The organism is Mediterraneibacter flintii (genome assembly GCF_055387595.1).
The window spans coordinates 3,223,087-3,242,096 of the sequence record NZ_AP031405.1 but is presented as its reverse complement, the minus strand read 5'-3'; the positions used below and the strand labels follow the sequence as shown (position 1 = coordinate 3,242,096).

Below are 19,010 nucleotides of genomic sequence, written 5' to 3'. Positions count from 1 at the left end.
TATGAATGAGGAAAAGAAAGTACCCTTCAAGTGGGAATATGGGGAAGAAACCATATCACTGCAACTTGGGATGTATGCGAATAATCAGCGGCTTTATATCGGCATGATTACCCATACAGAAGATGGAGCGGAGCCGTTTGCAGATATGACGGTGAACCTTCCGGGGTATTCCCTGGACCCCGGAGAGGCGTTTATTTCCGGTGACATCAGCAAGGACTTGCTGCGATTCATCAAAGAGAACAAATTGGGGAAAGTGCTTCCCTACCAGGTGCAATCCGGTTATGGGAAATATTCTGCCGTTGCCTTTGATTTGGAGAAATTGAAGGCATTTGATCCCAAAGGTGTGGCGGAGTTTCGGAAAGAGTGGAATCTGCCGGATAAGAAGCCGGTAAAGAAAAAGAGCCGCGGGATGGAGCGATGAAGAAATATCTTCTCCGGCGGCTGGTGGTCCCGCCTTAGAAAGAAATGCACCACCCCTGCACATTTTGTGGAAAGGAGGCGATGAAAATGCAGGAAGAAGTGGAAAACAGGACTTTAACGCTGGTTGTCAGCGGAACAAAGTTCACCGGTCGGTTGCTTAAAGCCGCCATCAGCAAGTACCTTGCCCACTGCAAGGAAAAGAAGCTGCAAAAGCAGAGAAGCCGTGACGCTCCTGTGACACCCCACGGCAAACAGACCGTCAAGCAGCTCATTGGTCAAAATCAGGGGATCTCCAATATCGAGATCACAGACCCCTCCATCAAGGAATTTGAGAAGATCGCCCGGAAATATGGTGTGGATTATGCGGTGAAGAAAGACCGCAGCAGCTCCCCGCCCAAGTACCTGATCTTTTTCAAAGGCCGTGACGCCGATGCGCTGACCGCTGCATTTACCGAGTACACCAGCAAAAAGGTCAAGAAGGCCGAGAAAACGGAACGCCCGTCTGTGCTGGCAAAACTCAGTCAGTTCAAAGAGATGGTCAAAAATGCCGTGGTGGACCGCACCAAGCGAAAGGAGCTGGAACGATGAAAAAGCAGTTTGACATCAAAAAGCTCGTTTTGCTGAACCTGCCTTATCTTTTGATGGGGCTGTTTGCCACGAACTTCGGGGAAGCGTGGCGGCTGGCTCAGGGGGCAAATGCTTCGGAGAAATTCCTTTCCCTGTTTGCTGTCCTGCCTGGGGCGCTGCAAAGTTTCTGGCCCAGCTTGCACCCGTTGGATCTTTTGGTGGGGCTATGCTGCGGAGCTGGCCTGCGTCTGGCGGTGTACCTCAAAAGTAAAAACGCCAAGAAGTATCGGCATGGACTGGAGTATGGCTCTGCCCGTTGGGGAACCCGTGAGGATATTGCTCCCTACATCGACCCGGTATTTCAGAACAATGTGATTCTGACGAAAACCGAGAGCCTGACCATGAATAGCCGCCCCAAGGACCCCAAGACCGCCAGAAACAAAAATGTGCTGGTGATCGGCGGCTCCGGTTCCGGTAAGACCCGCTTCTGGCTCAAACCGAATCTGATGCAGATGCACAGTTCTTATGTGGTCACAGACCCCAAGGGCACCATCCTGGTGGAGTGCGGAAAAATGCTCCAAAGGGGCGCACCCAAGCTGAGGAAGGACGGAAAGCCCATGAAGGATAAGCACGGCAAGGTCATTTATGAGCCTTACCGCATCAAGGTCCTCAATACCATCAACTTCAAGAAGTCCATGCACTATAACCCCTTTGCCTACATCCACTCCGAAAAGGACATCCTGAAGCTGGTCACGACGCTGATCGCCAATACCAAAGGCGAAGGCAAAGCCGGAGACGATTTCTGGGTCAAGGCAGAAACCTTGCTGTACTGCGCGTTGATTGGGTATATCCACTATGAAGCTCCGGTGGAGGAGCAGAACTTTTCCACCCTTATCGAGATGATAAACAGTATGGAAGTTCGGGAGGATGACGAGGAATACAAAAACGCCGTTGACTTGATGTTCGATGAGCTGGAATCCCGTGATCCTCGCCACTTTGCCGTCCGGCAGTATAAGAAATATAAGCTGGCCGCCGGAAAAACAGCCAAGTCGATCCTGATTTCCTGTGGTGCGCGTCTTGCCGTGTTCGACATTGCAGAGCTGCGTGAGGTCACGGCTTATGATGAGCTGGAGCTGGACACTCTGGGAGACAGGAAAACTGCCCTGTTCCTCATCATGAGTGACACTGATGACAGCTTTAATTTCCTTATATCCATGTGTTATACCCAACTTTTCAACCTGCTCTGTGAAAAAGCCGACGATGTGTATGGCGGCAGGCTCCCGGTCCATGTGCGCTGTCTCATTGACGAGTGCGCCAACATCGGCCAGATCCCCAAGCTGGAAAAGCTGGTAGCAACCATCCGAAGCCGTGAGATCTCCGCCTGTCTGGTGTTGCAGGCGCAGAGTCAGCTCAAGGCAATCTATAAGGATAACGCAGATACCATCATCGGCAACATGGATACTTCCATCTTCCTGGGCGGTAAGGAGCCAACCACCCTCAAGGAGCTGGCTGCCGTGCTGGGCAAGGAAACCATCGACACCTACAACACCGGAGAGAGCCGTGGGCGTGAAACTTCCCACTCTCTCAACTATCAAAAATTGGGGAAAGAGCTGATGAGCCAGGATGAGCTTGCTGTTATGGATGGCGGCAAGTGTATCCTCCAACTGCGCGGTGTGCGTCCTTTCCTTTCGGATAAGTACGACATCACCAAGCACCCCAATTTCAAATACACAGCCGACGCAGACGAAAAGAACGCTTTTGACATTGAAGCGTTCCTGTCCGCAAGGTTGAAACTCAAGCCCAATGAGGTCTGCGATGTATATGAAGTAGACACAAAGGGCGCTTAAATCTGTTCCGCTTTTGAAAGGAGTGATCGTATCTACCCGCCTCAACCGCCCTTTTTGGGCCATTGGCGTACAAAGCGGACAATCGCAAGAAAAAATAATGAAAAAGGAGGACAGCCGGAATCATGCCCCCGGAAACCGGGCGGCAGATTGTTCCGGCTTTTGTATGCCTATGAAACATGACAAACCTATTTTTTAATCAGATTCCGGCTAACAAACTATATGGCATTTTTTGAACAGGCAATCACCGTTCTTCAGACCCTCGTTATCGCGCTCGGTGCCGGTCTCGGTATCTGGGGCGTTATCAACCTGCTGGAAGGTTACGGCAACGACAACCCTGGTGCAAAGTCCCAGGGCATGAAGCAGCTCATGGCCGGCGCTGGTGTAGCCGTGGTCGGCATGGTCCTTGTACCTCTGCTCTCCGGGCTGTTCTCTGTCTAAGCGTCCCTGCATGAAATCCTTGCCGCTCCCGCAGCTTTGCGGGGGCGGCGGAAAGGAGGTTGACACCGTATGGATTTCTTACTTGAAGCCCTGACAAATTGGCTGAAAGAAATGCTGGTGGGCGGTATTATGAGCAACCTTTCGGGGATGTTTGACAGCGTAAACCAACAGGTCGCGGATATATCCGTACAGGTAGGACAGACCCCACAGGGATGGAATGGCAGTATTTTCAGTATGATTGAGAATCTGTCAAACTCCATCATGGTGCCGATTGCAGGCGTAATCCTGGCTATCGTGATGACCGTAGACCTGATCCAGATGATCGCAGACAAGAACAACCTGCATGATGTGGACACCTGGATGATTTTTAAGTGGGTGTTCAAATCAGCCGCCGCCATCCTCATTGTCACAAACACATGGAATATTGTGATGGGCGTCTTTGATATGGCGCAGAGCGTGGTGGCACAGGCGGCAGGGATCATTGGTTCGGATGCGTCCATTGACATTTCCTCAGTTATGACCGATTTGGAACCGAGACTTATGGAAATGGATCTGGGACCGCTGTTCGGGCTGTGGTTCCAATCCCTCTTTATCGGCATTACCATGTGGGCGCTGTATATCTGTATCTTTATCGTCATTTATGGCCGTATGATCGAGATTTACCTTGTGACTTCGGTGGCTCCCGTTCCAATGGCTGCCATGATGGGCAAGGAATGGGGCGGTATGGGACAGAACTACCTCCGCTCCCTGCTGGCGCTGGGCTTTCAGGCGTTTCTCATCATCGTCTGCGTGGCAATTTATGCTGTGCTGGTGCAGAACATCGCTTTGGAAGATGACATCATCATGGCAATCTGGAGCTGCGTGGGCTACACCGTACTGCTGTGCTTTACGCTGTTCAAAACCGGCAGCCTCGCAAAATCAGTCTTTCAGGCGCATTAAAGGAGGGTTCTGTATGAAAAAATATCAAATCATTTATGCAGATCCGCCATGGAGTTACAAAGTATATTCCAAGAAAGGATTGGGACGCAGTGCAGAAAGTCACTATCCGACTATGTGTATTGAGGATATTTGTGCGCTGCCGGTAGGTGACCTGGCAGATAAAGATTGTGCTTTGTTCTTATGGGTCACGATTCCATGTTTACTGGAAGGGCTTTCTGTTCTGAGAGCATGGGGATTTACCTATAAGACAATCGGATTTGTCTGGGTAAAGCAGAATAAAAAGTCTGATAGTCTATTTTGGGGTATGGGATATTGGACGCGCTCCAATGTGGAGCTTTGTATCCTCGCAACGAAAGGGCATCCCAAGCGAGTGAACGCAGCTGTTCATCAGGTTATTGTCTCTCACATTGAAGAACATTCAAAAAAACCGCAGGAAGCCAGAGAACGCATTGTCTCATTGATGGGTGATCTCCCACGCATTGAACTGTTTGCTCGTCAATCCACACCCGGTTGGGATGTGTGGGGCAATGAGGTGGACAGCTCTATTTCATTCCCATAAAGGAGGTGGATAATATGGCTTATGTACCCGTACCCAAAGATTTAACCAAAGTCAAAACCAAGGTCATGTTCAATCTGACCCGAAGGCAGCTGGTCTGCTTTACCGCCGGGGCGCTTGTAGGCGTACCGCTGTTCTTTTTGCTCCGTGAGCCTGCGGGAAACAGCATGGCCGCCATGTGTATGATGCTGGTCATGATGCCCTTCTTCCTGCTGGCAATGTATGAAAAGCATGGACAGCCCCTGGAAAAGATCGTCGGCAACATTCTCAAAGTAGCTATGATCCGTCCCAAGCAGCGTCCCTACCAGACCAATAACTTTTATGCCGTATTAAAGCGGCAGGAAATGCTCGATAAGGAGGTGTATGACATTGTTCACCGCAATGAAAAGCTGGCTGCGCCGTCTGCTGGGAAAACCGGAAGAAAAGACCGTGCAGCCGGTAAAGATAAAGAAAAAGCTGTCCCGCGCCGATAAGAAGCAGATCGAAGCGGCCATTGCCCGCGCCAACCGCACGGACAAAAAAGGAAAATCAGCACAGGACAGTATCCCCTATGAACGGATGTGGCCGGACGGGATCTGCCGTGTATCGGACAGCCACTACACAAAGACCATTCAGTTTCAGGACATCAACTATCAGCTCTCCCAAAATGAAGATAAGACCGCGATCTTTGAGGGCTGGTGTGATTTCCTCAATTATTTCGACAGCTCGATTCACTTCCAGCTGTCTTTTTTGAACCTTGCGGCATCGGAGGAGACCTTTGCAAACTCCATTTCCATCCCTCCCCAGGGGGATGCCTTTGACAGTATCCGTGAGGAATACACCACGATGCTGCAAAATCAGCTGGCCAGAGGAAACAACGGTCTTATCAAGACCAAATACCTGACTTTTGGTATCGACGCGGACAGTATCAAAGCCGCCAAGCCCCGCCTGGAGCGTATTGAGACCGATATACTCAATAACTTCAAGCGTCTTGGTGTAGCCGCCAGAACACTGGACGGTAAGGAAAGGCTTTCCCAACTTCATGCGGTATTCCACATGGATGAACAGCTCCCGTTTCAGTTTGAATGGGACTGGCTGGCTCCTTCCGGTCTGTCCACGAAAGATTTTATTGCACCAAGCTCCTTTGAGTTCCGCACCGGCAAGCAGTTCCGTATGGGCAAGAAATACGGGGCTGTTTCTTTTTTGCAGATCCTTGCACCGGAGCTGAATGACCGTCTGTTGGCTGATTTTCTGGATATGGAAAGCTCGCTCATTGTGAGTATGCACATTCAGTCGGTGGATCAGGTGAAAGCCATTAAGACGGTAAAGCGCAAGATTACCGACCTGGACCGCAGTAAGATCGAGGAACAGAAAAAAGCAGTCCGCGCAGGGTACGACATGGATATCATTCCCTCTGACCTTGCCACCTACGGTAGCGAGGCGAAAAAGCTGTTGCAGGATTTGCAGAGCCGAAACGAGAGAATGTTCCTGGTCTCCTTTTTGGTGCTGAACACAGCGGACAATCCCCGTCAGCTGGGTAACAACATCTTTCAGGCAGGTTCCATTGCCCAGAAGTATAACTGCCAGCTGACCAGACTGGACTTTCAGCAGGAAGAAGGGCTGATGAGCTGTCTGCCTCTGGGACTCAATCAGATCGAGATCCAGCGAGGGCTGACCACCAGTTCTACGGCTATCTTTGTACCGTTCACCACACAGGAATTATTCCAGAACGGCAAAGAGGCGCTGTACTACGGCATCAACGCCCTGTCCAACAACCTCATCATGGTAGACAGAAAGCTGCTGAAAAACCCCAACGGCTTGATTTTGGGTACGCCGGGTTCCGGTAAGTCCTTCAGCGCCAAGCGTGAGATTGCCAACTGCTTTTTGCTTACCAATGATGATGTCATCATCTGTGACCCGGAAGCGGAGTACGCACCTCTGGTGGAGCGTCTGCATGGGCAGGTCATCAAGATCTCGCCTACCTCAACCAACTACATCAATCCGATGGATCTGAACCTGGACTATTCGGATGATGAAAGCCCGCTGTCCCTCAAGTCTGACTTTATCCTCAGCTTGTGTGAGCTGATCGTGGGCGGTAAGGACGGATTGCAGCCGGTGCAGAAAACCATCATCGACCGTTGTGTGCGTCTGGTCTATCAGACCTACCTCAATGACCCGCGCCCGGAGAATATGCCCATACTGGAGGACCTATATAACCTGCTCCGTTCACAGGAGGAAAAGGAAGCCCAGTATATTGCCACGGCCCTTGAAATCTATGTAACCGGCTCCCTCAATGTGTTCAACCACCAGAGCAATGTGGACATCAATAACCGCATTGTCTGCTATGACATCAAGGAGCTGGGCAAGCAGCTCAAGAAAATCGGTATGTTGGTGGTCCAGGATCAGGTGTGGAACCGCGTTACCATTAACCGCGCTGCCCACAAGTCCACCCGCTACTATATCGACGAGATGCACCTGCTTTTGAAGGAGGAGCAAACCGCTGCCTACACAGTAGAAATTTGGAAGCGATTCAGAAAATGGGGCGGAATCCCCACCGGCATCACGCAGAATGTCAAAGACCTGCTTTCCAGCCGTGAAGTGGAGAACATATTTGAAAACTCCGACTTCGTGTATATGCTCAACCAGGCAGGCGGAGACCGACAGATTCTCGCCAAGCAGCTGGGCATTTCCACGCATCAGCTTAGCTATGTGACCCACTCCGGTGAGGGCGAGGGTCTGCTGTTCTATGGCTCCACGATCTTGCCGTTTGTGGATCACTTCCCGAAGAATACCGAGCTTTACCGCATTATGACCACCAAACCCCAGGAACTGAAAAAGAAGGAGGATGAATGATGATGAACCCCAACATTTTGAATCAAAACCCGCTGATGTTTTTTGACAGGGCGGTAAATGCCCAGCGCAGCCAGCTGCTTACGGTCATGGCCGATGCGGTAAGTGAGTGCCGCACGGCGGCAGATCAGGCAGCAGAACTGAATGAGACCGGTCAGGTGGGGCTTCTCCGTCTGGCAGAGGTCTGGAGCGCCATCCGTGCTAAGGAAGGCATGGGCGGTCTGGTTCTGGAAGGAACCGAAGCGAAGATCCTGTCCGATGTGGTGGCACAGTTTTATGCCTACCTGTCCGGCTGTATGTTCAACGATCCTGTGGGGATGGCCATTTATGCAGAGCTGCACTACATGATGTCCTCCCTCATGCTGGGAGAATGGTTTGAATAAGGAACCGCGCCTGCGCTTTACTGATGAGGAACGGTCTGACCCAGCACTGGAAAAGCCAATCCGTAAAGCGGAGAAAGCTGCGGCCAGAGCAGATAAGGCGCAGGCCAATATCCCAAAGAAAAAGGTCAGGCAGACGGTCATTGACCCGGATACCGGAAAAAAGGCCTCGAAGCTGACCTTTGAGGACAAGAAAAAGCCACCCTCCAAAGTTTCTCAAGGGGTCAAGGAAGCTCCTGTCCATCTGGTCGCGGGCAAGCTCCACAAAGAAATCCGGGAAACAGAACAGGACAATGTGGGCGTGGAAAGCGCCCACAAGTCCGAGGAGGCGGTGGAGACCGGCGTTTATCTGGTGCGGGAGGGCTACCGCAGCCACAAGCTGAAGCCCTACCGCAAAGCAGCCCAGGCAGAGCGCCAACTGGAAAAGGCAAATGTAAATGTCCTGTACCAGAAATCCTTGCAGGAAAATCCTCAGTTTTCCAGCAATCCTCTTTCCCGGTGGCAGCAAAAGCAGGCCATCAAAAAGCAGTATGCTGCCGCCAAGCGCACTGGTCAGACTGCCGGAAACACCGCCCAGGCTGCGTCCAAAACCGGAAAAGCCGCAAGGACGGTAAAAGAAAAGGCACAGCAGGCAGGGGCATTCGTTATGCGCCACAAGAAAGGCTTCCTGATCGCAGGGGTTTTGTTCCTCATCGCCTGTATGCTGATGAATACCATGTCCTCTTGTTCCATGATGGCGCAGAGCATCGGTTCCGTTCTCTCCGGCACCACCTATCCGTCGGATGACCCGGAAATGCTGGCAGTGGAAGCAGATTATGCAGCCAGAGAAGCCCAGTTGCAGGAGGAAATTGACAACATCGAAAGCAGCCATCCAGGGTATGACGAGTATCGCTATGACCTTGGCATGATCGGCCATGACCCTCATGAGCTGGCGGCATTTCTCTCTGCTGTCTTGCAGGGCTATACCCGGCAAAGCGCCCAGGCAGAGCTGGCGCGTGTGTTTGCAGCACAGTATCAGCTGACGCTTACCGAGGAAGTGGAAATCCGCTACCGCACGGAGACCTCCACCGATCCGGAGACCGGCGAGACCACCTCAGAAGAAGTCCCCTATGAGTATTACATTCTGAATGTGAAACTCACCAGCAAGCCCATTTCCGCTGTGGCGTCGGAGCTATTGACCCCGGAGCAGATGGAAATGTATCAGGTCTACCGACAGACCATGGGCAATAAGCCGCTGTTGTTTGGCGGCGGTTCCCCTGATACCAGCGGCTCTGAAGATCTGTCCGGTGTGCAGTTCATTAACGGCACCCGCCCCGGCAATCCGCAGCTGGTGGAACTGGCGAAAAGTCAGGTGGGCAATGTGGGCGGTTATCCCTACTGGAGCTGGTATGGCTTTGACAGCCGCGTGGAATGGTGTGCCTGCTTTGTATCCTGGTGCTATAACCAGGCAGGAAAAAGTGAGCCGCGCTTTGCAGGCTGTGAGTGGCAGGGTGTTCCGTGGTTCCAGTCTCATGGACAATGGGGCGCAAGAGGATATGAAAACATCGCTCCCGGCGATGCCATTTTCTTCGATTGGGATCTGGACGGTACTGCTGACCATGTGGGAATCGTCATCGGCACCGATGGCAGCCGTGTTTATACCGTGGAGGGAAATTCCGGCGATGCCTGCAAGATCAAAAGTTATGACCTGAATTATCAAAGCATTAAGGGCTACGGTCTGATGAACTGGTAACAGAGATTTTTTAGAAGGAGTGATAGACGATGGCAAAGAACAAAATTGAACGCATTGACCAGGAGATTACCAAGGTCCGCGAGAAGATTGCGGAATATCAGGAAAAGCTCAAGGTGCTGGAGGCACAGAAAACCGAGGCGGAAAATCTGGAGATCGTCCAGATGGTGCGCGCACTGCGTATGACCCCGGCTCAGCTAAGCGCCATGCTGTCCGGAGGCATAGTTCCCGGCAGTATGGTGGATGACAACAACGAACAGGAGGAAAACAGCTATGAGGAATAAACGATTGCTCCGAACACTTTCCGCCCTTTGCCTGACGCTGGTTCTGGCATCGGGCTTTACCGTTCACGCTTTTGCCCAGGGCGCAGCGCCGCCCCCGGCAGAGGATACCACTAATGACAGCAATGTGGTGGTGGAAGAACCCGAAAAAGCACCTCCGCTGACCCCGGATGGCAATGCTGCTCTGGTGGATGATTTTGGTGGCAACAAGCAGCTCATTACCGTTACCACCAAGGCAGGCAACTATTTTTATATCCTGATCGACAGGGCCAATGAGGATAAAAAGACTGCTGTTCACTTTCTGAACCAGGTGGATGAAGCGGACCTGATGGCGCTGATGGAAGATGGAAATGCCAAAGAGGAGCCGCCTGCGGTGTGCAGCTGCACGAAGAAATGTGAAGCAGGGGCAGTCAATACGGCCTGTCCGGTCTGTGTAACGGATAAGAGTAAATGTACGGGAAAAGCACCGGAACCTCCGGCAGAAACACCGAAGCCAGAAAAAGAGAAGCCTGCCGGACTGAACCCGGCTGCGCTGATCCTGCTGCTGGCTCTGCTTGGTGGAGGTGGTGTATTTGCCTACTTGAAGCTCGTTAAGAACAAGCCTAAGACCAAGGGCAATGACAGTCTGGACGATTATGATTATGGCGAGGAAGATTCCGAGGAATGGGAAACCGAGGATGAGGAGTCGGACGAGCCTGACGCTGACGGGGGCAGCGCAGAAAATGATGACGAGGACAGCATGAAATGACCCGTTTCACAGACAGTCCCTATGAACGCATGATGACACGCAGGCCGGAGGGCGGGAAGAAAACTTCCCGTCCTCCTTCTTTACCCCCAAGCCACCCCTGTTATGGCTGCGGGAATTATGGAAGTCCCTGCGTAGGCGTCTGCCACCGGGAAATGGAACGATGGCTCAAAGAAAGGAAACGAAAAAAATGAGTGTTCTGATTATATTTATCAAGCTGATTGTTGTTTTTGACCTGCTGGTGATCGCCGTGTATTTTGGCGGAGACATTCTTTCTACCATGTTAAACAAACTTCGGAGAAAAGCAAAACAGGAAGATTCCTTTGACTTTTCTCAGGATGCCGTGATGGTTTCATTATCCATAGATTCTGTCCGTCAGCTTTATTCCGGTGACGCGGCAGATTTTGTGGAAGATAAGATTCTGCCAAATGCGGAGAAAACGATGGCTGTTTTGACGGACCAGGAACAGGCAGCAGCCCGTCTGCTCTTATCTGCCCTGATCGGTTTTCTTGCAGCAGAAGCTCCTATGGATGAACAGAGCTTTCCTATGGTAATGGAACTTCTGAACTGTATGGAGGGTGAAAAAGAGGATGGTTGTCAGGATGCAGTAGAAAGTTTGCTTGAAGATGCTGTCCGCAATACCCACCGCCATGAAGAATATTACAGCAATTATCAACGCTACCAGCTGATGCAGGTGGATAAAACTCGTGTCATTTTGGCTTGCCGCATCATCATCAATGACCTGCTGGGGAAACTGTACCGCTATGACTACCGGTTTGGTTATAACCTGCTTCTGGATGAGGAAAACAGCATTGAGAAAAAACTGCACACGCCTGTGCGGGAAGAATGGGAGGTTGAAGAATATGAAGCTGGTGATTGCTGAAAAACCATCAGTTGCCCAGAGTTTGGCGGCGGTGATCGGTGCAACTGCCCGTAAGGACGGGTATCTGGAAGGCGGTGGCTGGCGTGTCAGCTGGTGTGTGGGCCATCTGGCCGGTCTTGCGGACGCAGACAGCTATGACCCCAAGTACGCAAAGTGGCGATATGATGACCTGCCTATTCTGCCGGAGCATTGGCAGATGGTGGTGGGAAAGGATAAGAAAAAGCAGTTTGATATTCTCAAAAAGCTGATGAACGCCCCGGATGTGACGGAGGTGGTAAATGCCTGTGATGCCGGACGCGAGGGCGAGCTGATCTTCCGAAGTGTCTATGAGCTGGCAGGCTGCCAAAAGCCGATGAAAAGGCTCTGGATTTCTTCGATGGAGGACTCCGCCATAAGGGAGGGCTTTGCAAACCTGCGCCCCGGTGCGGACTATGACGGGCTTCGGGATGCTGCTCTTTGCCGCGCTAAGGCCGACTGGCTGGTGGGAATCAATGCCACAAGGCTGTTTTCCGTGCTGTACCACCGCACCCTCAATATCGGGCGCGTGATGTCCCCAACGCTGGCGCTCATTGTCCAGCGAGAAGCTGAGATCGACACCTTTAAGCCGGTTCCCTTTTATACCGTGGCGCTGGAGCTGCCCGGTCTTACCGTATCCGGGGAGCGCATGAGTGACCGAGCAAGCGCAGAGCAGCTGAAAGAAGCCTGTCAGGGTGCAGCTGTCACAATCAAAAAGGTGGAGTGCAAGGAAAAGTCCGAAAAGCCGCCTGCCCTCTATGACCTGACTACTCTGCAAAGAGATGCCAACCGCCTGCTTGGATTTACAGCTCAGCAGACCCTGGACTATCTGCAAAGCCTGTATGAAAAGAAGCTCTGCACCTATCCCCGTACTGACAGCCGCTATCTGACCGGTGATATGGCAGACAGCCTGCCGGTGCTGGTCAATCTGGTTGCCAATGCTATGCCGTTTCGCAAAGGGATCGCCATTACCTGTGATCCGCAGACAGTCATCAACGATAAGAAAGTAACCGACCACCACGCAGTAATCCCTACCAGAAATCTCAAGGATGCAGACCTTTCTGCCCTTCCTGCGGGAGAAAAAGCGGTGCTGGAGCTGGTGGCCCTGCGTCTGCTGTGTGCCGTAGCCCAGCCCCATATCTATTCGGAAACCGTTGTGATTGCAGCGTGTGCCGGTGGGGAGTTTACCGCCAAAGGAAAAACAGTGAAGCACCCCGGATGGAAAGCGCTGGAGGACGCTTACCGTGCCAAAATGAAGGATGCAGAGCCGAAAAAAGAGGGTGCAGAGAAAGCCCTGCCGGAGCTGACCGAAGGACAGACCCTTTCGGTTTCTGCGGCAATCGTCAAAGAAGGCAAAAGCAGTCCGCCTCAGCACTTTACGGAGGACACCCTATTGTCCGCGATGGAGACTGCCGGAAAAGAGGATATGCCGGAGGATGCCGAACGAAAAGGTCTGGGGACACCGGCCACTCGTGCCGGTATTTTGGAAAAGCTGGTATCTGCCGGTTTTCTGGAACGAAAAAAGAGCAGGAAAACGGTGCAGCTTCTCCCTTCCCACGATGCAGTCTCCCTGATAACAGTCTTGCCGGAACAGCTGCAATCGCCGCTTCTGACTGCCGAGTGGGAGTACCGCCTGGGAGAGATCGAGCGCGGGCAGCTTGCCCCGGAGGAGTTTCTGGACGGGATCAGCACCATGCTGAAAGATCTGGTGGGAACTTATCAGGTCATCAAGGGAACCGAGTACCTGTTCACTCCGCCCCGTGAGGTGGTGGGCAAATGCCCCCGCTGCGGCGGTGAAGTTGCAGAATTGCAAAAAGGCTTCTTCTGTCAGAATGATTCTTGCAAATTTGCAATCTGGAAAAATAACAAATGGTGGGCTGCCAAGAAAAAACAGCCCACCAAGGCTGTGGTGTCTGCACTGCTGAAAGATGGCCGTGTCCGTGTAACGGGCCTATATTCGGAGAAAACCGGAAAGACCTACGATGCCGCTGTGGTTTTGGAGGATGATGGACAGTACGCTAACTTCAAGCTGGAATTTGACCAGCGGAAAGGAGGCAGCCGATGAAGCTCTCTTTAGCGGAACGAGAAACCATTCTCCTCTATAACCAGGCAGAACCAATGGCTGAGGTCTACACCCATGATCCCCGTCTGATGGAGAAGCTGGAACTGCTGGCAAAAAAGCACCCCGACCAGATTACCCGAAAGGATGCCCATAACTTTACCGTCCCCAAGCGGTGTGTATCAGTCAGGGAGCCATACAGCGCAGAACGCCGCAAAGCTGCCAGTGAGCGTGCGAAAGCTGCCGGATACCAGCCCCCTGTGAGAAAGGCCGGCAGTTAAAGGCACATGGCAGAGAATGTATTTGAAGCAGTCAAGCAGTCGGTCAGCACCAGAGAAGCGGCAGAGTTTTACGGGATAAAAGTCAGTCGAACTGGCATGGCCTGCTGTCCATTTCACGATGATAAGAACCCCAGTATGAAGGTAGACCAGCGTTACCACTGCTTTGGATGCGGTGCAGATGGGGATGTGATCGACTTTACCGCAAAACTCTTTGACCTCTCCCCAAAAGAAGCGGCGGAGAAACTGGCACAGGACTTTGGCCTGATCTATGACAGTCAGGCCCCTCCCCGCAGGAGGTATGTCCGGCAGAAAACCGAGGCACAGCAGTTTCGGGAGGACCGGCAGAGGTGTTATCGCATACTGTCCGATTACTACTATCTGCTGAAAAAATGGGAGGCCGACAATTCTCCCCAGACACCGGAGGAAGAACCGCACCCCCGCTTTGTGGAAGCAATCCATAAGAAAACCTATGTGGAGTACCTGCTGGATCTTTTTCTTTATGAAAGTGAAGAAGAACAAAAGGCATGGATTGCAGAACACACAGCAGAAATCACACACTTGGAAAGGAGATTGAAAATCATGGCTGAGAACAAACCCACCAACCGAGAACGACTAAGGGAAATCACAGACGGCATCGAGCAGGGCATCAAGGAACTGTTTGAGAGTGAAAAGTATATGCGCTATCTGTCCGTTATGTCCCGCTTCCACCGCTATTCGGTAAACAACACCATGCTCATCTATATGCAGAAGCCGGACGCCACTTTGGTAGCCGGATACAATAAGTGGAAAGACCAGTTTGAGCGTCATGTTAAAAAGGGAGAGCATGGCATTACCATCATCGCCCCCACACCGTACAAGAAGAAAATCGAGGAGCAGAAACTGGACCCGGATACCAAGGCTCCGATTCTGGATAAAGACGGAAAGATCATCACAGAGGAAAAAGAAATCGAAATCCCCATGTTCCGCCCGGTCAAGGTCTTTGATGTGAGCCAGACTGATGGGAAACCTTTGCCGGAGCTTGCTTCCTCCCTTTCCGGCAATGTACCAAATTATGAGGCATTCATGGAGGCCCTGCGCCGCAGCGTGCCGGTGCCGATCACTTTTGAAGCAATGGCCGCCGATACGGACGGTTATTTTTCTGCCGATCATCAGAAAATCGCCATTCGTCAGGGCATGAGTGAGGTGCAGACGGTTTCAGCCACAGTACACGAGATTGCCCACAGCAAGCTCCACAATCAGAAAAAGATTCAGATTGCCAATGACGAGCAATATCAGGAGATCGAGATGTTTGATAAACCCGGTCTGTTCTCCAACGGGCGGATTGCCCGTGATGATTTGCCGGAGGGCGTTTATTGCTATGACCTGCGCGGTTCTGACTACGACCCCGGAGAGCCGGTCTGTGTAGAAGAACGAGTGGTTGTAAACCATGCAGGTTCCGTTCTGCTGACAGAGCCGCTGGAGCTGGCGGAAGATGGACGCCTGATGCTGACCGAGGAAGAAGGGCTGAATTTTGTTGGCGGCTTTTCTACCCTCGCCCAGTTTTTGCAAGAACAGAGGAAAGACCGCCACACGGAGGAAGTGGAGGCTGAAAGCATCTCCTATGCAGTCTGCAAGTATTTTGGCATCGAGACCGGAGAAAACAGCTTCGGCTATATTGCAAGCTGGAGTCGGGGCAAGGAACTGAAAGAGCTGAGAGCCAGTTTGGAGACCATCAATAAGACCTCCGGCACTTTGATCTCTGACATTGAGCGCCACTATAAGGAAATCTGCAAAGAGCGTGGAATTGACCCCAATGCAAAGGCAGAGCCGGAAACCGCCCCGATAGAGCAGCCGACCGGCAATCTAACCTACTATGTAGCAGAGTGCATGGAGTTTCCAAACCTCGGAGAATACCACGATAACCTGTCTTTGGAGGAAGCGGTCCGCATTTATCAGGAAATTCCGGCAGAGCGAATGAACGGGATCAAGGGCATTGGTTTTGAGCTGAAAGACGGAAGCGACTATGAAGGACCTTTTCCGATTTTGACCGGGCAGACCATTGACCTGGATACCATCCAGGCAATCGACTATTACCGTGACAATCCGCTGGTGCAGAAAGCGGTAAAGGAACTGGCGGCGGCCATACCGGAAATGGAGGTGCTGGGGGCGGACGCCAACCAGCAGGAGGCTTTGTTTCTGATCGACGATGCCACCTATCTTCATATCCAGCCCTGTGACAGCGGCTGGGATTATACCCTTTATGATGCTGCGTCCATGAAAGAGATGGATGGCGGTCAGATGGATATGCCGGAGCTTTCCCGCATGAAGGCAGTTCTTCAGATTTGTGATGACAACGATTTGGGCAGAGACTCGGTAAAATACGCACCGTTGTCCATGATTGAGACCTTGCAGGAAGCTGCCTATCAGCAGATGCAGGCAGAGGTCGGTCAGATGGCCGCTTCTTCCCAGCTGCCGGAGGCACAGGAGCAGGCACTGGATGAATACCCCATGCCCGATGAGCAGGTCTCCACACCGGATATGCAGGAATACGGCTACTCCTATGATGGGATGCTTCCTGTTACCAGAGAACGGGCGCTGGAACTGGATGCCGCCGATTTGACCGTCTATGTGCTGCATGAGGATAATACGGAGAGCATGGTGTTTGACCCGCAGGAAATCATGGATCATGGCGGTCTTTTTGGCGTGGATCGTGAGGAATGGGAGAAAAGCCCTCAGTTCCACGAAAAGGTCATGGAGCGTCAGGAACATCAGCAGGAACGAGAACAGGCATTTCTCTCCCAGAACAGAGATTGCTTTGCCATCTATCAGGTAAGCCGTGACGATCCGCAGAATGTGCGCTTTATGAATCTGGACTGGTTAAAGTCCCATGGCATTTCCATAGACCGCAGCAATTATGACCTAATCTACACCGCTCCGCTGAGTGAGTCTGGCACTGTGCCGGAGCAGCTGGAAAAACTCTATCAGCAATTCAATCTGGAAAAACCTGTGGACTATCACAGCCCCTCCATGAGCGTCAGCGACATCGTTGCGATCAAGCAGGACGGTAAGGTATCCTGTCATTACTGTGACAGCGTTGGTTTTACCCAGATACCCGGATTCTTGCCGCAAAATCCGCTGAAAAATGCGGAGATGGCCGTGGAGGACGATTACGGCATGATCGACGGCATCATCAACAATGGCACAAAAGAGCCTACGGTGGCAGAGCTGGAACAGCAGGCCCGAAGCGGTCAGCCCATTTCCCTGATGGACTTGGCTGACGCCGTTCATAGGGAGGAACGGGAAAAGAAAAAATCCGTTGTGGATCAGCTGAAAAGCCAGCCCAAAGCAGAACACAAAAAGACAGCACCCAAAAAGAGTGCGGAAAGGGAGATTTAATATGGGAAACTTTACTTTTGAGGAAATGAACCTGATGTGCATTTACAATACCGGCAGCCGCACCGGATTGATCGACAGCCTGCGTGAGATGCGCGGCGAGCTTTCGCCGGAGGAAACGGAACTGAGGGAACTGACCGACAGCACCCTTACGAAGCTCTGTGCGATGACCGATGAGGACTTTGCCCAGCTGGAGCTGTACCCGGATTTTGACCAGTAAACACCATAACCGCAGGGATGGGGTGGCAATTTGCCACCCCACCTTTTACCCCAAAACCGAAAGGAGGACAGAACACCATGCCAACCAAAGCTGAACTATATGCACAGATGGCGGACAAGGTGGCAACACAGCTCACGGGGAGCTGGCAGGAATGGGCGGGATTTCTCACCACTGCTTCCCGTCTTTACAAGTACCCGTTCCATGAGCAGCTGATGATCTACGCCCAGCGACCGGACGCCACCGCCTGTGCAGAGTACGATTTGTGGAATGAAAAGATGGGCCGGTATGTAAGACGCGGCTCCAAGGGGATCGCTCTGGTGGACGATTCCGGGGACAGACCGCGCCTGCGCTATGTCTTTGACATTTCCGACACCGGAACCCGTGAACATTCCCGCACTCCCTGGCTGTGGCAGCTGGAGGAGCGCCATCTGGATTCGGTGCAGGCCATGCTGGAGCGCACCTACGATGTTTCCGGTGAATACCTTGCCGGACAGCTCACCGAGGTAGCCGGAAAACTGGCTGAGGAATACTGGACAGAGCATCAGCAGGACTTTTTCTATATCGTTGACGGTTCCTTTTTGGAGGAATATGATGAGTATAACATCGGAGTGCAGTTTAAGGCAGCCGCCACCGTCAGCATCACTTATGCTTTGATGTCCCGCTGCGGACTGGAGCCGGAACGCTACTTCGACCACGAAGATTTCATGGCGATCTTTGATTTCAACACCCCGTCCACCATCGGGGCGCTGGGAACAGCGGTCAGCCAGATCAACCAGCAGGTGCTGCGGCAGATCGGCGTTACCGTCCGAAATGCAGAGCGCGAAGCCAACCAAGAAAGGAGCAAGCAAGATGAACAATCCCATGACCTACATCCAGAACGGAGACTATCTGATTCCCGACCTGAAGCTGAGCCAGCAGCCGGAGAAACCCCTGGGCAAGTACGGAAGGATGAGGAAAACCTATCTGAAGGAACACCGTCCCATCCTCTACAACCAGATGTTGCTGAGCGAGAAGCTGTACCCGCACCTTCTGGAGATCGACGAGACCGCCCAGAACAGACTGGAGCAGATGATACCCCAGCTGGCGAAGGAAGCGGAAGCCACCGAGGAACTGAAAGCCAGCAATCCCATGAAGTGGGTGGGGCTGATGAACACCTGCAAAGCCCAGGCCGAGGAAATCCTGATGGCGGAGCTTATCAACAGCTGACCCTAAACCTGTTCCTCTCCGAAGCGGAACAGATCCAATCCATAGATGAAGCAGAGAATGTAGCGCATACATCCTCTGCTTTTTCTTTTGCCCAAAATGATATTGACCATGTGCTGCGTTTGGGCGGCAATACAGACCGCCAGAGGGAGCGTGTGGTTGCAGCCTTTGAAAAGCAGAAAACCACCGCAGAAATTGCCGAGATACTGAAAACGCTGTACCACGGCGGCAACGGCCTTGGCAGTG

The 19,010-nt window shown here is 52.3% G+C and carries 20 protein-coding genes; 19 read left to right on the top strand and 1 reads right to left on the bottom strand.

Features of this window, described 5'->3' with window-relative positions:
* Position 1 precedes the first annotated feature (1 nt).
* From ACZ5C4_RS15535 to ACZ5C4_RS15450, 18 genes are all read left to right on the top strand, one after another.
* Positions 2–421 (top strand): DUF4313 domain-containing protein, encoded by a 420-nt coding sequence (locus tag ACZ5C4_RS15535; RefSeq protein ID WP_057571461.1) that lies wholly within the window; start codon positions 2–4, stop codon positions 419–421.
* 86 nt (positions 422–507) lie between these two features.
* Complete coding sequence (locus ACZ5C4_RS15530; RefSeq protein ID WP_062807361.1) at positions 508–1,008, top strand: PcfB family protein; 501 nt, start codon at positions 508–510, stop codon at positions 1,006–1,008.
* Entirely contained in the window at positions 1,005–2,834 is a 1,830-nt protein-coding gene (locus tag ACZ5C4_RS15525) for a VirD4-like conjugal transfer protein, CD1115 family (RefSeq protein WP_154520369.1), read from the top strand. Before ACZ5C4_RS15530 ends, ACZ5C4_RS15525 begins: the two co-directional genes overlap by 4 nt.
* Before the next feature lie 219 nt (positions 2,835–3,053).
* Positions 3,054–3,272 (top strand): Maff2 family mobile element protein, encoded by a 219-nt coding sequence (locus ACZ5C4_RS15520; RefSeq protein WP_003525154.1) that lies wholly within the window; start codon positions 3,054–3,056, stop codon positions 3,270–3,272.
* Between the two features lie 69 nt (positions 3,273–3,341).
* A complete protein-coding gene (locus ACZ5C4_RS15515; protein ID WP_002592890.1) occupies positions 3,342–4,211 on the top strand; it encodes a VirB6/TrbL-like conjugal transfer protein, CD1112 family in 870 nt (289 codons plus the stop codon).
* Between the two features lie 13 nt (positions 4,212–4,224).
* Positions 4,225–4,770: an MT-A70 family methyltransferase gene (locus tag ACZ5C4_RS15510; RefSeq protein WP_062807358.1), complete on the top strand. Its 546-nt coding sequence runs from the start codon at positions 4,225–4,227 to the stop codon at positions 4,768–4,770.
* Between the two features lie 14 nt (positions 4,771–4,784).
* Positions 4,785–5,240: a PrgI family protein gene (locus ACZ5C4_RS15505; protein WP_062807357.1), complete on the top strand. Its 456-nt coding sequence runs from the start codon at positions 4,785–4,787 to the stop codon at positions 5,238–5,240.
* Positions 5,197–7,599 carry a VirB4-like conjugal transfer ATPase, CD1110 family gene (locus tag ACZ5C4_RS15500; RefSeq protein WP_262395598.1) on the top strand — a complete coding sequence of 801 codons (2,403 nt, stop codon included), beginning with the start codon at positions 5,197–5,199 and terminating at the stop codon, positions 7,597–7,599. Before ACZ5C4_RS15505 ends, ACZ5C4_RS15500 begins: the two co-directional genes overlap by 44 nt.
* The gene (locus tag ACZ5C4_RS15495) at positions 7,599–7,979 is read left to right on the top strand and encodes a DUF3851 domain-containing protein (protein WP_002571005.1); all 381 of its coding nucleotides are present in this window, start codon (positions 7,599–7,601) and stop codon (positions 7,977–7,979) included. The genes ACZ5C4_RS15500 and ACZ5C4_RS15495 overlap by 1 nt, the downstream gene beginning before the upstream one ends.
* Positions 7,972–9,708 (top strand): C40 family peptidase, encoded by a 1,737-nt coding sequence (locus ACZ5C4_RS15490; protein WP_062807356.1) that lies wholly within the window; start codon positions 7,972–7,974, stop codon positions 9,706–9,708. Before ACZ5C4_RS15495 ends, ACZ5C4_RS15490 begins: the two co-directional genes overlap by 8 nt.
* 29 nt (positions 9,709–9,737) lie before the next feature.
* On the top strand, positions 9,738–9,989 hold the full coding sequence (locus ACZ5C4_RS15485) for a DUF4315 family protein (protein WP_062807355.1): 252 nt from the start codon (positions 9,738–9,740) through the stop codon (positions 9,987–9,989).
* Positions 9,979–10,734 carry a DUF4366 domain-containing protein gene (locus ACZ5C4_RS15480; RefSeq protein ID WP_154520289.1) on the top strand — a complete coding sequence of 252 codons (756 nt, stop codon included), beginning with the start codon at positions 9,979–9,981 and terminating at the stop codon, positions 10,732–10,734. The genes ACZ5C4_RS15485 and ACZ5C4_RS15480 overlap by 11 nt, the downstream gene beginning before the upstream one ends.
* Positions 10,731–10,925, top strand: a complete 195-nt coding sequence (locus ACZ5C4_RS15475; protein ID WP_062807353.1) for a hypothetical protein — start codon at positions 10,731–10,733, stop codon at positions 10,923–10,925. Before ACZ5C4_RS15480 ends, ACZ5C4_RS15475 begins: the two co-directional genes overlap by 4 nt.
* A complete protein-coding gene (locus tag ACZ5C4_RS15470) occupies positions 10,922–11,614 on the top strand; it encodes a hypothetical protein (protein WP_062807352.1) in 693 nt (230 codons plus the stop codon). The genes ACZ5C4_RS15475 and ACZ5C4_RS15470 overlap by 4 nt, the downstream gene beginning before the upstream one ends.
* Positions 11,595–13,694 carry a type IA DNA topoisomerase gene (locus ACZ5C4_RS15465; RefSeq protein ID WP_205839275.1) on the top strand — a complete coding sequence of 700 codons (2,100 nt, stop codon included), beginning with the start codon at positions 11,595–11,597 and terminating at the stop codon, positions 13,692–13,694. The genes ACZ5C4_RS15470 and ACZ5C4_RS15465 overlap by 20 nt, the downstream gene beginning before the upstream one ends.
* Positions 13,691–13,969 carry a hypothetical protein gene (locus tag ACZ5C4_RS15460; RefSeq protein WP_062807350.1) on the top strand — a complete coding sequence of 93 codons (279 nt, stop codon included), beginning with the start codon at positions 13,691–13,693 and terminating at the stop codon, positions 13,967–13,969. Before ACZ5C4_RS15465 ends, ACZ5C4_RS15460 begins: the two co-directional genes overlap by 4 nt.
* A gap of 6 nt (positions 13,970–13,975) precedes the next feature.
* On the top strand, positions 13,976–17,344 hold the full coding sequence (locus ACZ5C4_RS15455) for an LPD28 domain-containing protein (protein WP_154520287.1): 3,369 nt from the start codon (positions 13,976–13,978) through the stop codon (positions 17,342–17,344).
* Between the two features lies 1 nt (position 17,345).
* Positions 17,346–17,561 carry a transposon-transfer assisting family protein gene (locus ACZ5C4_RS15450; RefSeq protein WP_062807348.1) on the top strand — a complete coding sequence of 72 codons (216 nt, stop codon included), beginning with the start codon at positions 17,346–17,348 and terminating at the stop codon, positions 17,559–17,561.
* Positions 17,562–17,656: 95 nt separating this feature from the next.
* On the opposite strand, the gene ACZ5C4_RS15445 is transcribed toward ACZ5C4_RS15450, so the two are convergent.
* On the bottom strand, positions 17,657–18,424 hold the full coding sequence (locus tag ACZ5C4_RS15445) for a hypothetical protein (protein ID WP_242971754.1): 768 nt from the start codon (positions 18,422–18,424) through the stop codon (positions 17,657–17,659).
* On the opposite strand from ACZ5C4_RS15445, the gene ACZ5C4_RS15440 reads away from it, so the two are divergent.
* Positions 18,423–18,767: a TnpV protein gene (locus tag ACZ5C4_RS15440; RefSeq protein WP_442856779.1), complete on the top strand. Its 345-nt coding sequence runs from the start codon at positions 18,423–18,425 to the stop codon at positions 18,765–18,767. The two genes, ACZ5C4_RS15445 and ACZ5C4_RS15440, sit on opposite strands and share 2 nt — an antisense overlap.
* Positions 18,768–19,010 lie beyond the last annotated feature (243 nt).

What these genes read in the sequence shown, in the direction of transcription:
- ACZ5C4_RS15535 (WP_057571461.1), top strand. Translation starts at nt 2, where the DNA reads ATGAATGAGGAAAAGAAAGTACCCTTCAAGTGGGAATATGGGGAAGAA.
- ACZ5C4_RS15530 (WP_062807361.1), top strand. Translation starts at nt 508, where the DNA reads ATGCAGGAAGAAGTGGAAAACAGGACTTTAACGCTGGTTGTCAGCGGA.
- ACZ5C4_RS15525 (WP_154520369.1), top strand. Translation starts at nt 1,005, where the DNA reads ATGAAAAAGCAGTTTGACATCAAAAAGCTCGTTTTGCTGAACCTGCCT.
- ACZ5C4_RS15520 (WP_003525154.1), top strand. Translation starts at nt 3,054, where the DNA reads ATGGCATTTTTTGAACAGGCAATCACCGTTCTTCAGACCCTCGTTATC.
- ACZ5C4_RS15515 (WP_002592890.1), top strand. Translation starts at nt 3,342, where the DNA reads ATGGATTTCTTACTTGAAGCCCTGACAAATTGGCTGAAAGAAATGCTG.
- ACZ5C4_RS15510 (WP_062807358.1), top strand. Translation starts at nt 4,225, where the DNA reads ATGAAAAAATATCAAATCATTTATGCAGATCCGCCATGGAGTTACAAA.
- ACZ5C4_RS15505 (WP_062807357.1), top strand. Translation starts at nt 4,785, where the DNA reads ATGGCTTATGTACCCGTACCCAAAGATTTAACCAAAGTCAAAACCAAG.
- ACZ5C4_RS15495 (WP_002571005.1), top strand. Translation starts at nt 7,599, where the DNA reads ATGATGAACCCCAACATTTTGAATCAAAACCCGCTGATGTTTTTTGAC.
- ACZ5C4_RS15485 (WP_062807355.1), top strand. Translation starts at nt 9,738, where the DNA reads ATGGCAAAGAACAAAATTGAACGCATTGACCAGGAGATTACCAAGGTC.
- ACZ5C4_RS15480 (WP_154520289.1), top strand. Translation starts at nt 9,979, where the DNA reads ATGAGGAATAAACGATTGCTCCGAACACTTTCCGCCCTTTGCCTGACG.
- ACZ5C4_RS15475 (WP_062807353.1), top strand. Translation starts at nt 10,731, where the DNA reads ATGACCCGTTTCACAGACAGTCCCTATGAACGCATGATGACACGCAGG.
- ACZ5C4_RS15470 (WP_062807352.1), top strand. Translation starts at nt 10,922, where the DNA reads ATGAGTGTTCTGATTATATTTATCAAGCTGATTGTTGTTTTTGACCTG.
- ACZ5C4_RS15465 (WP_205839275.1), top strand. Translation starts at nt 11,595, where the DNA reads ATGAAGCTGGTGATTGCTGAAAAACCATCAGTTGCCCAGAGTTTGGCG.
- ACZ5C4_RS15460 (WP_062807350.1), top strand. Translation starts at nt 13,691, where the DNA reads ATGAAGCTCTCTTTAGCGGAACGAGAAACCATTCTCCTCTATAACCAG.
- ACZ5C4_RS15455 (WP_154520287.1), top strand. Translation starts at nt 13,976, where the DNA reads ATGGCAGAGAATGTATTTGAAGCAGTCAAGCAGTCGGTCAGCACCAGA.
- ACZ5C4_RS15450 (WP_062807348.1), top strand. Translation starts at nt 17,346, where the DNA reads ATGGGAAACTTTACTTTTGAGGAAATGAACCTGATGTGCATTTACAAT.
- ACZ5C4_RS15440 (WP_442856779.1), top strand. Translation starts at nt 18,423, where the DNA reads ATGACCTACATCCAGAACGGAGACTATCTGATTCCCGACCTGAAGCTG.
- ACZ5C4_RS15445 (WP_242971754.1), bottom strand. Translation starts at nt 18,424, where the DNA reads ATGGGATTGTTCATCTTGCTTGCTCCTTTCTTGGTTGGCTTCGCGCTC.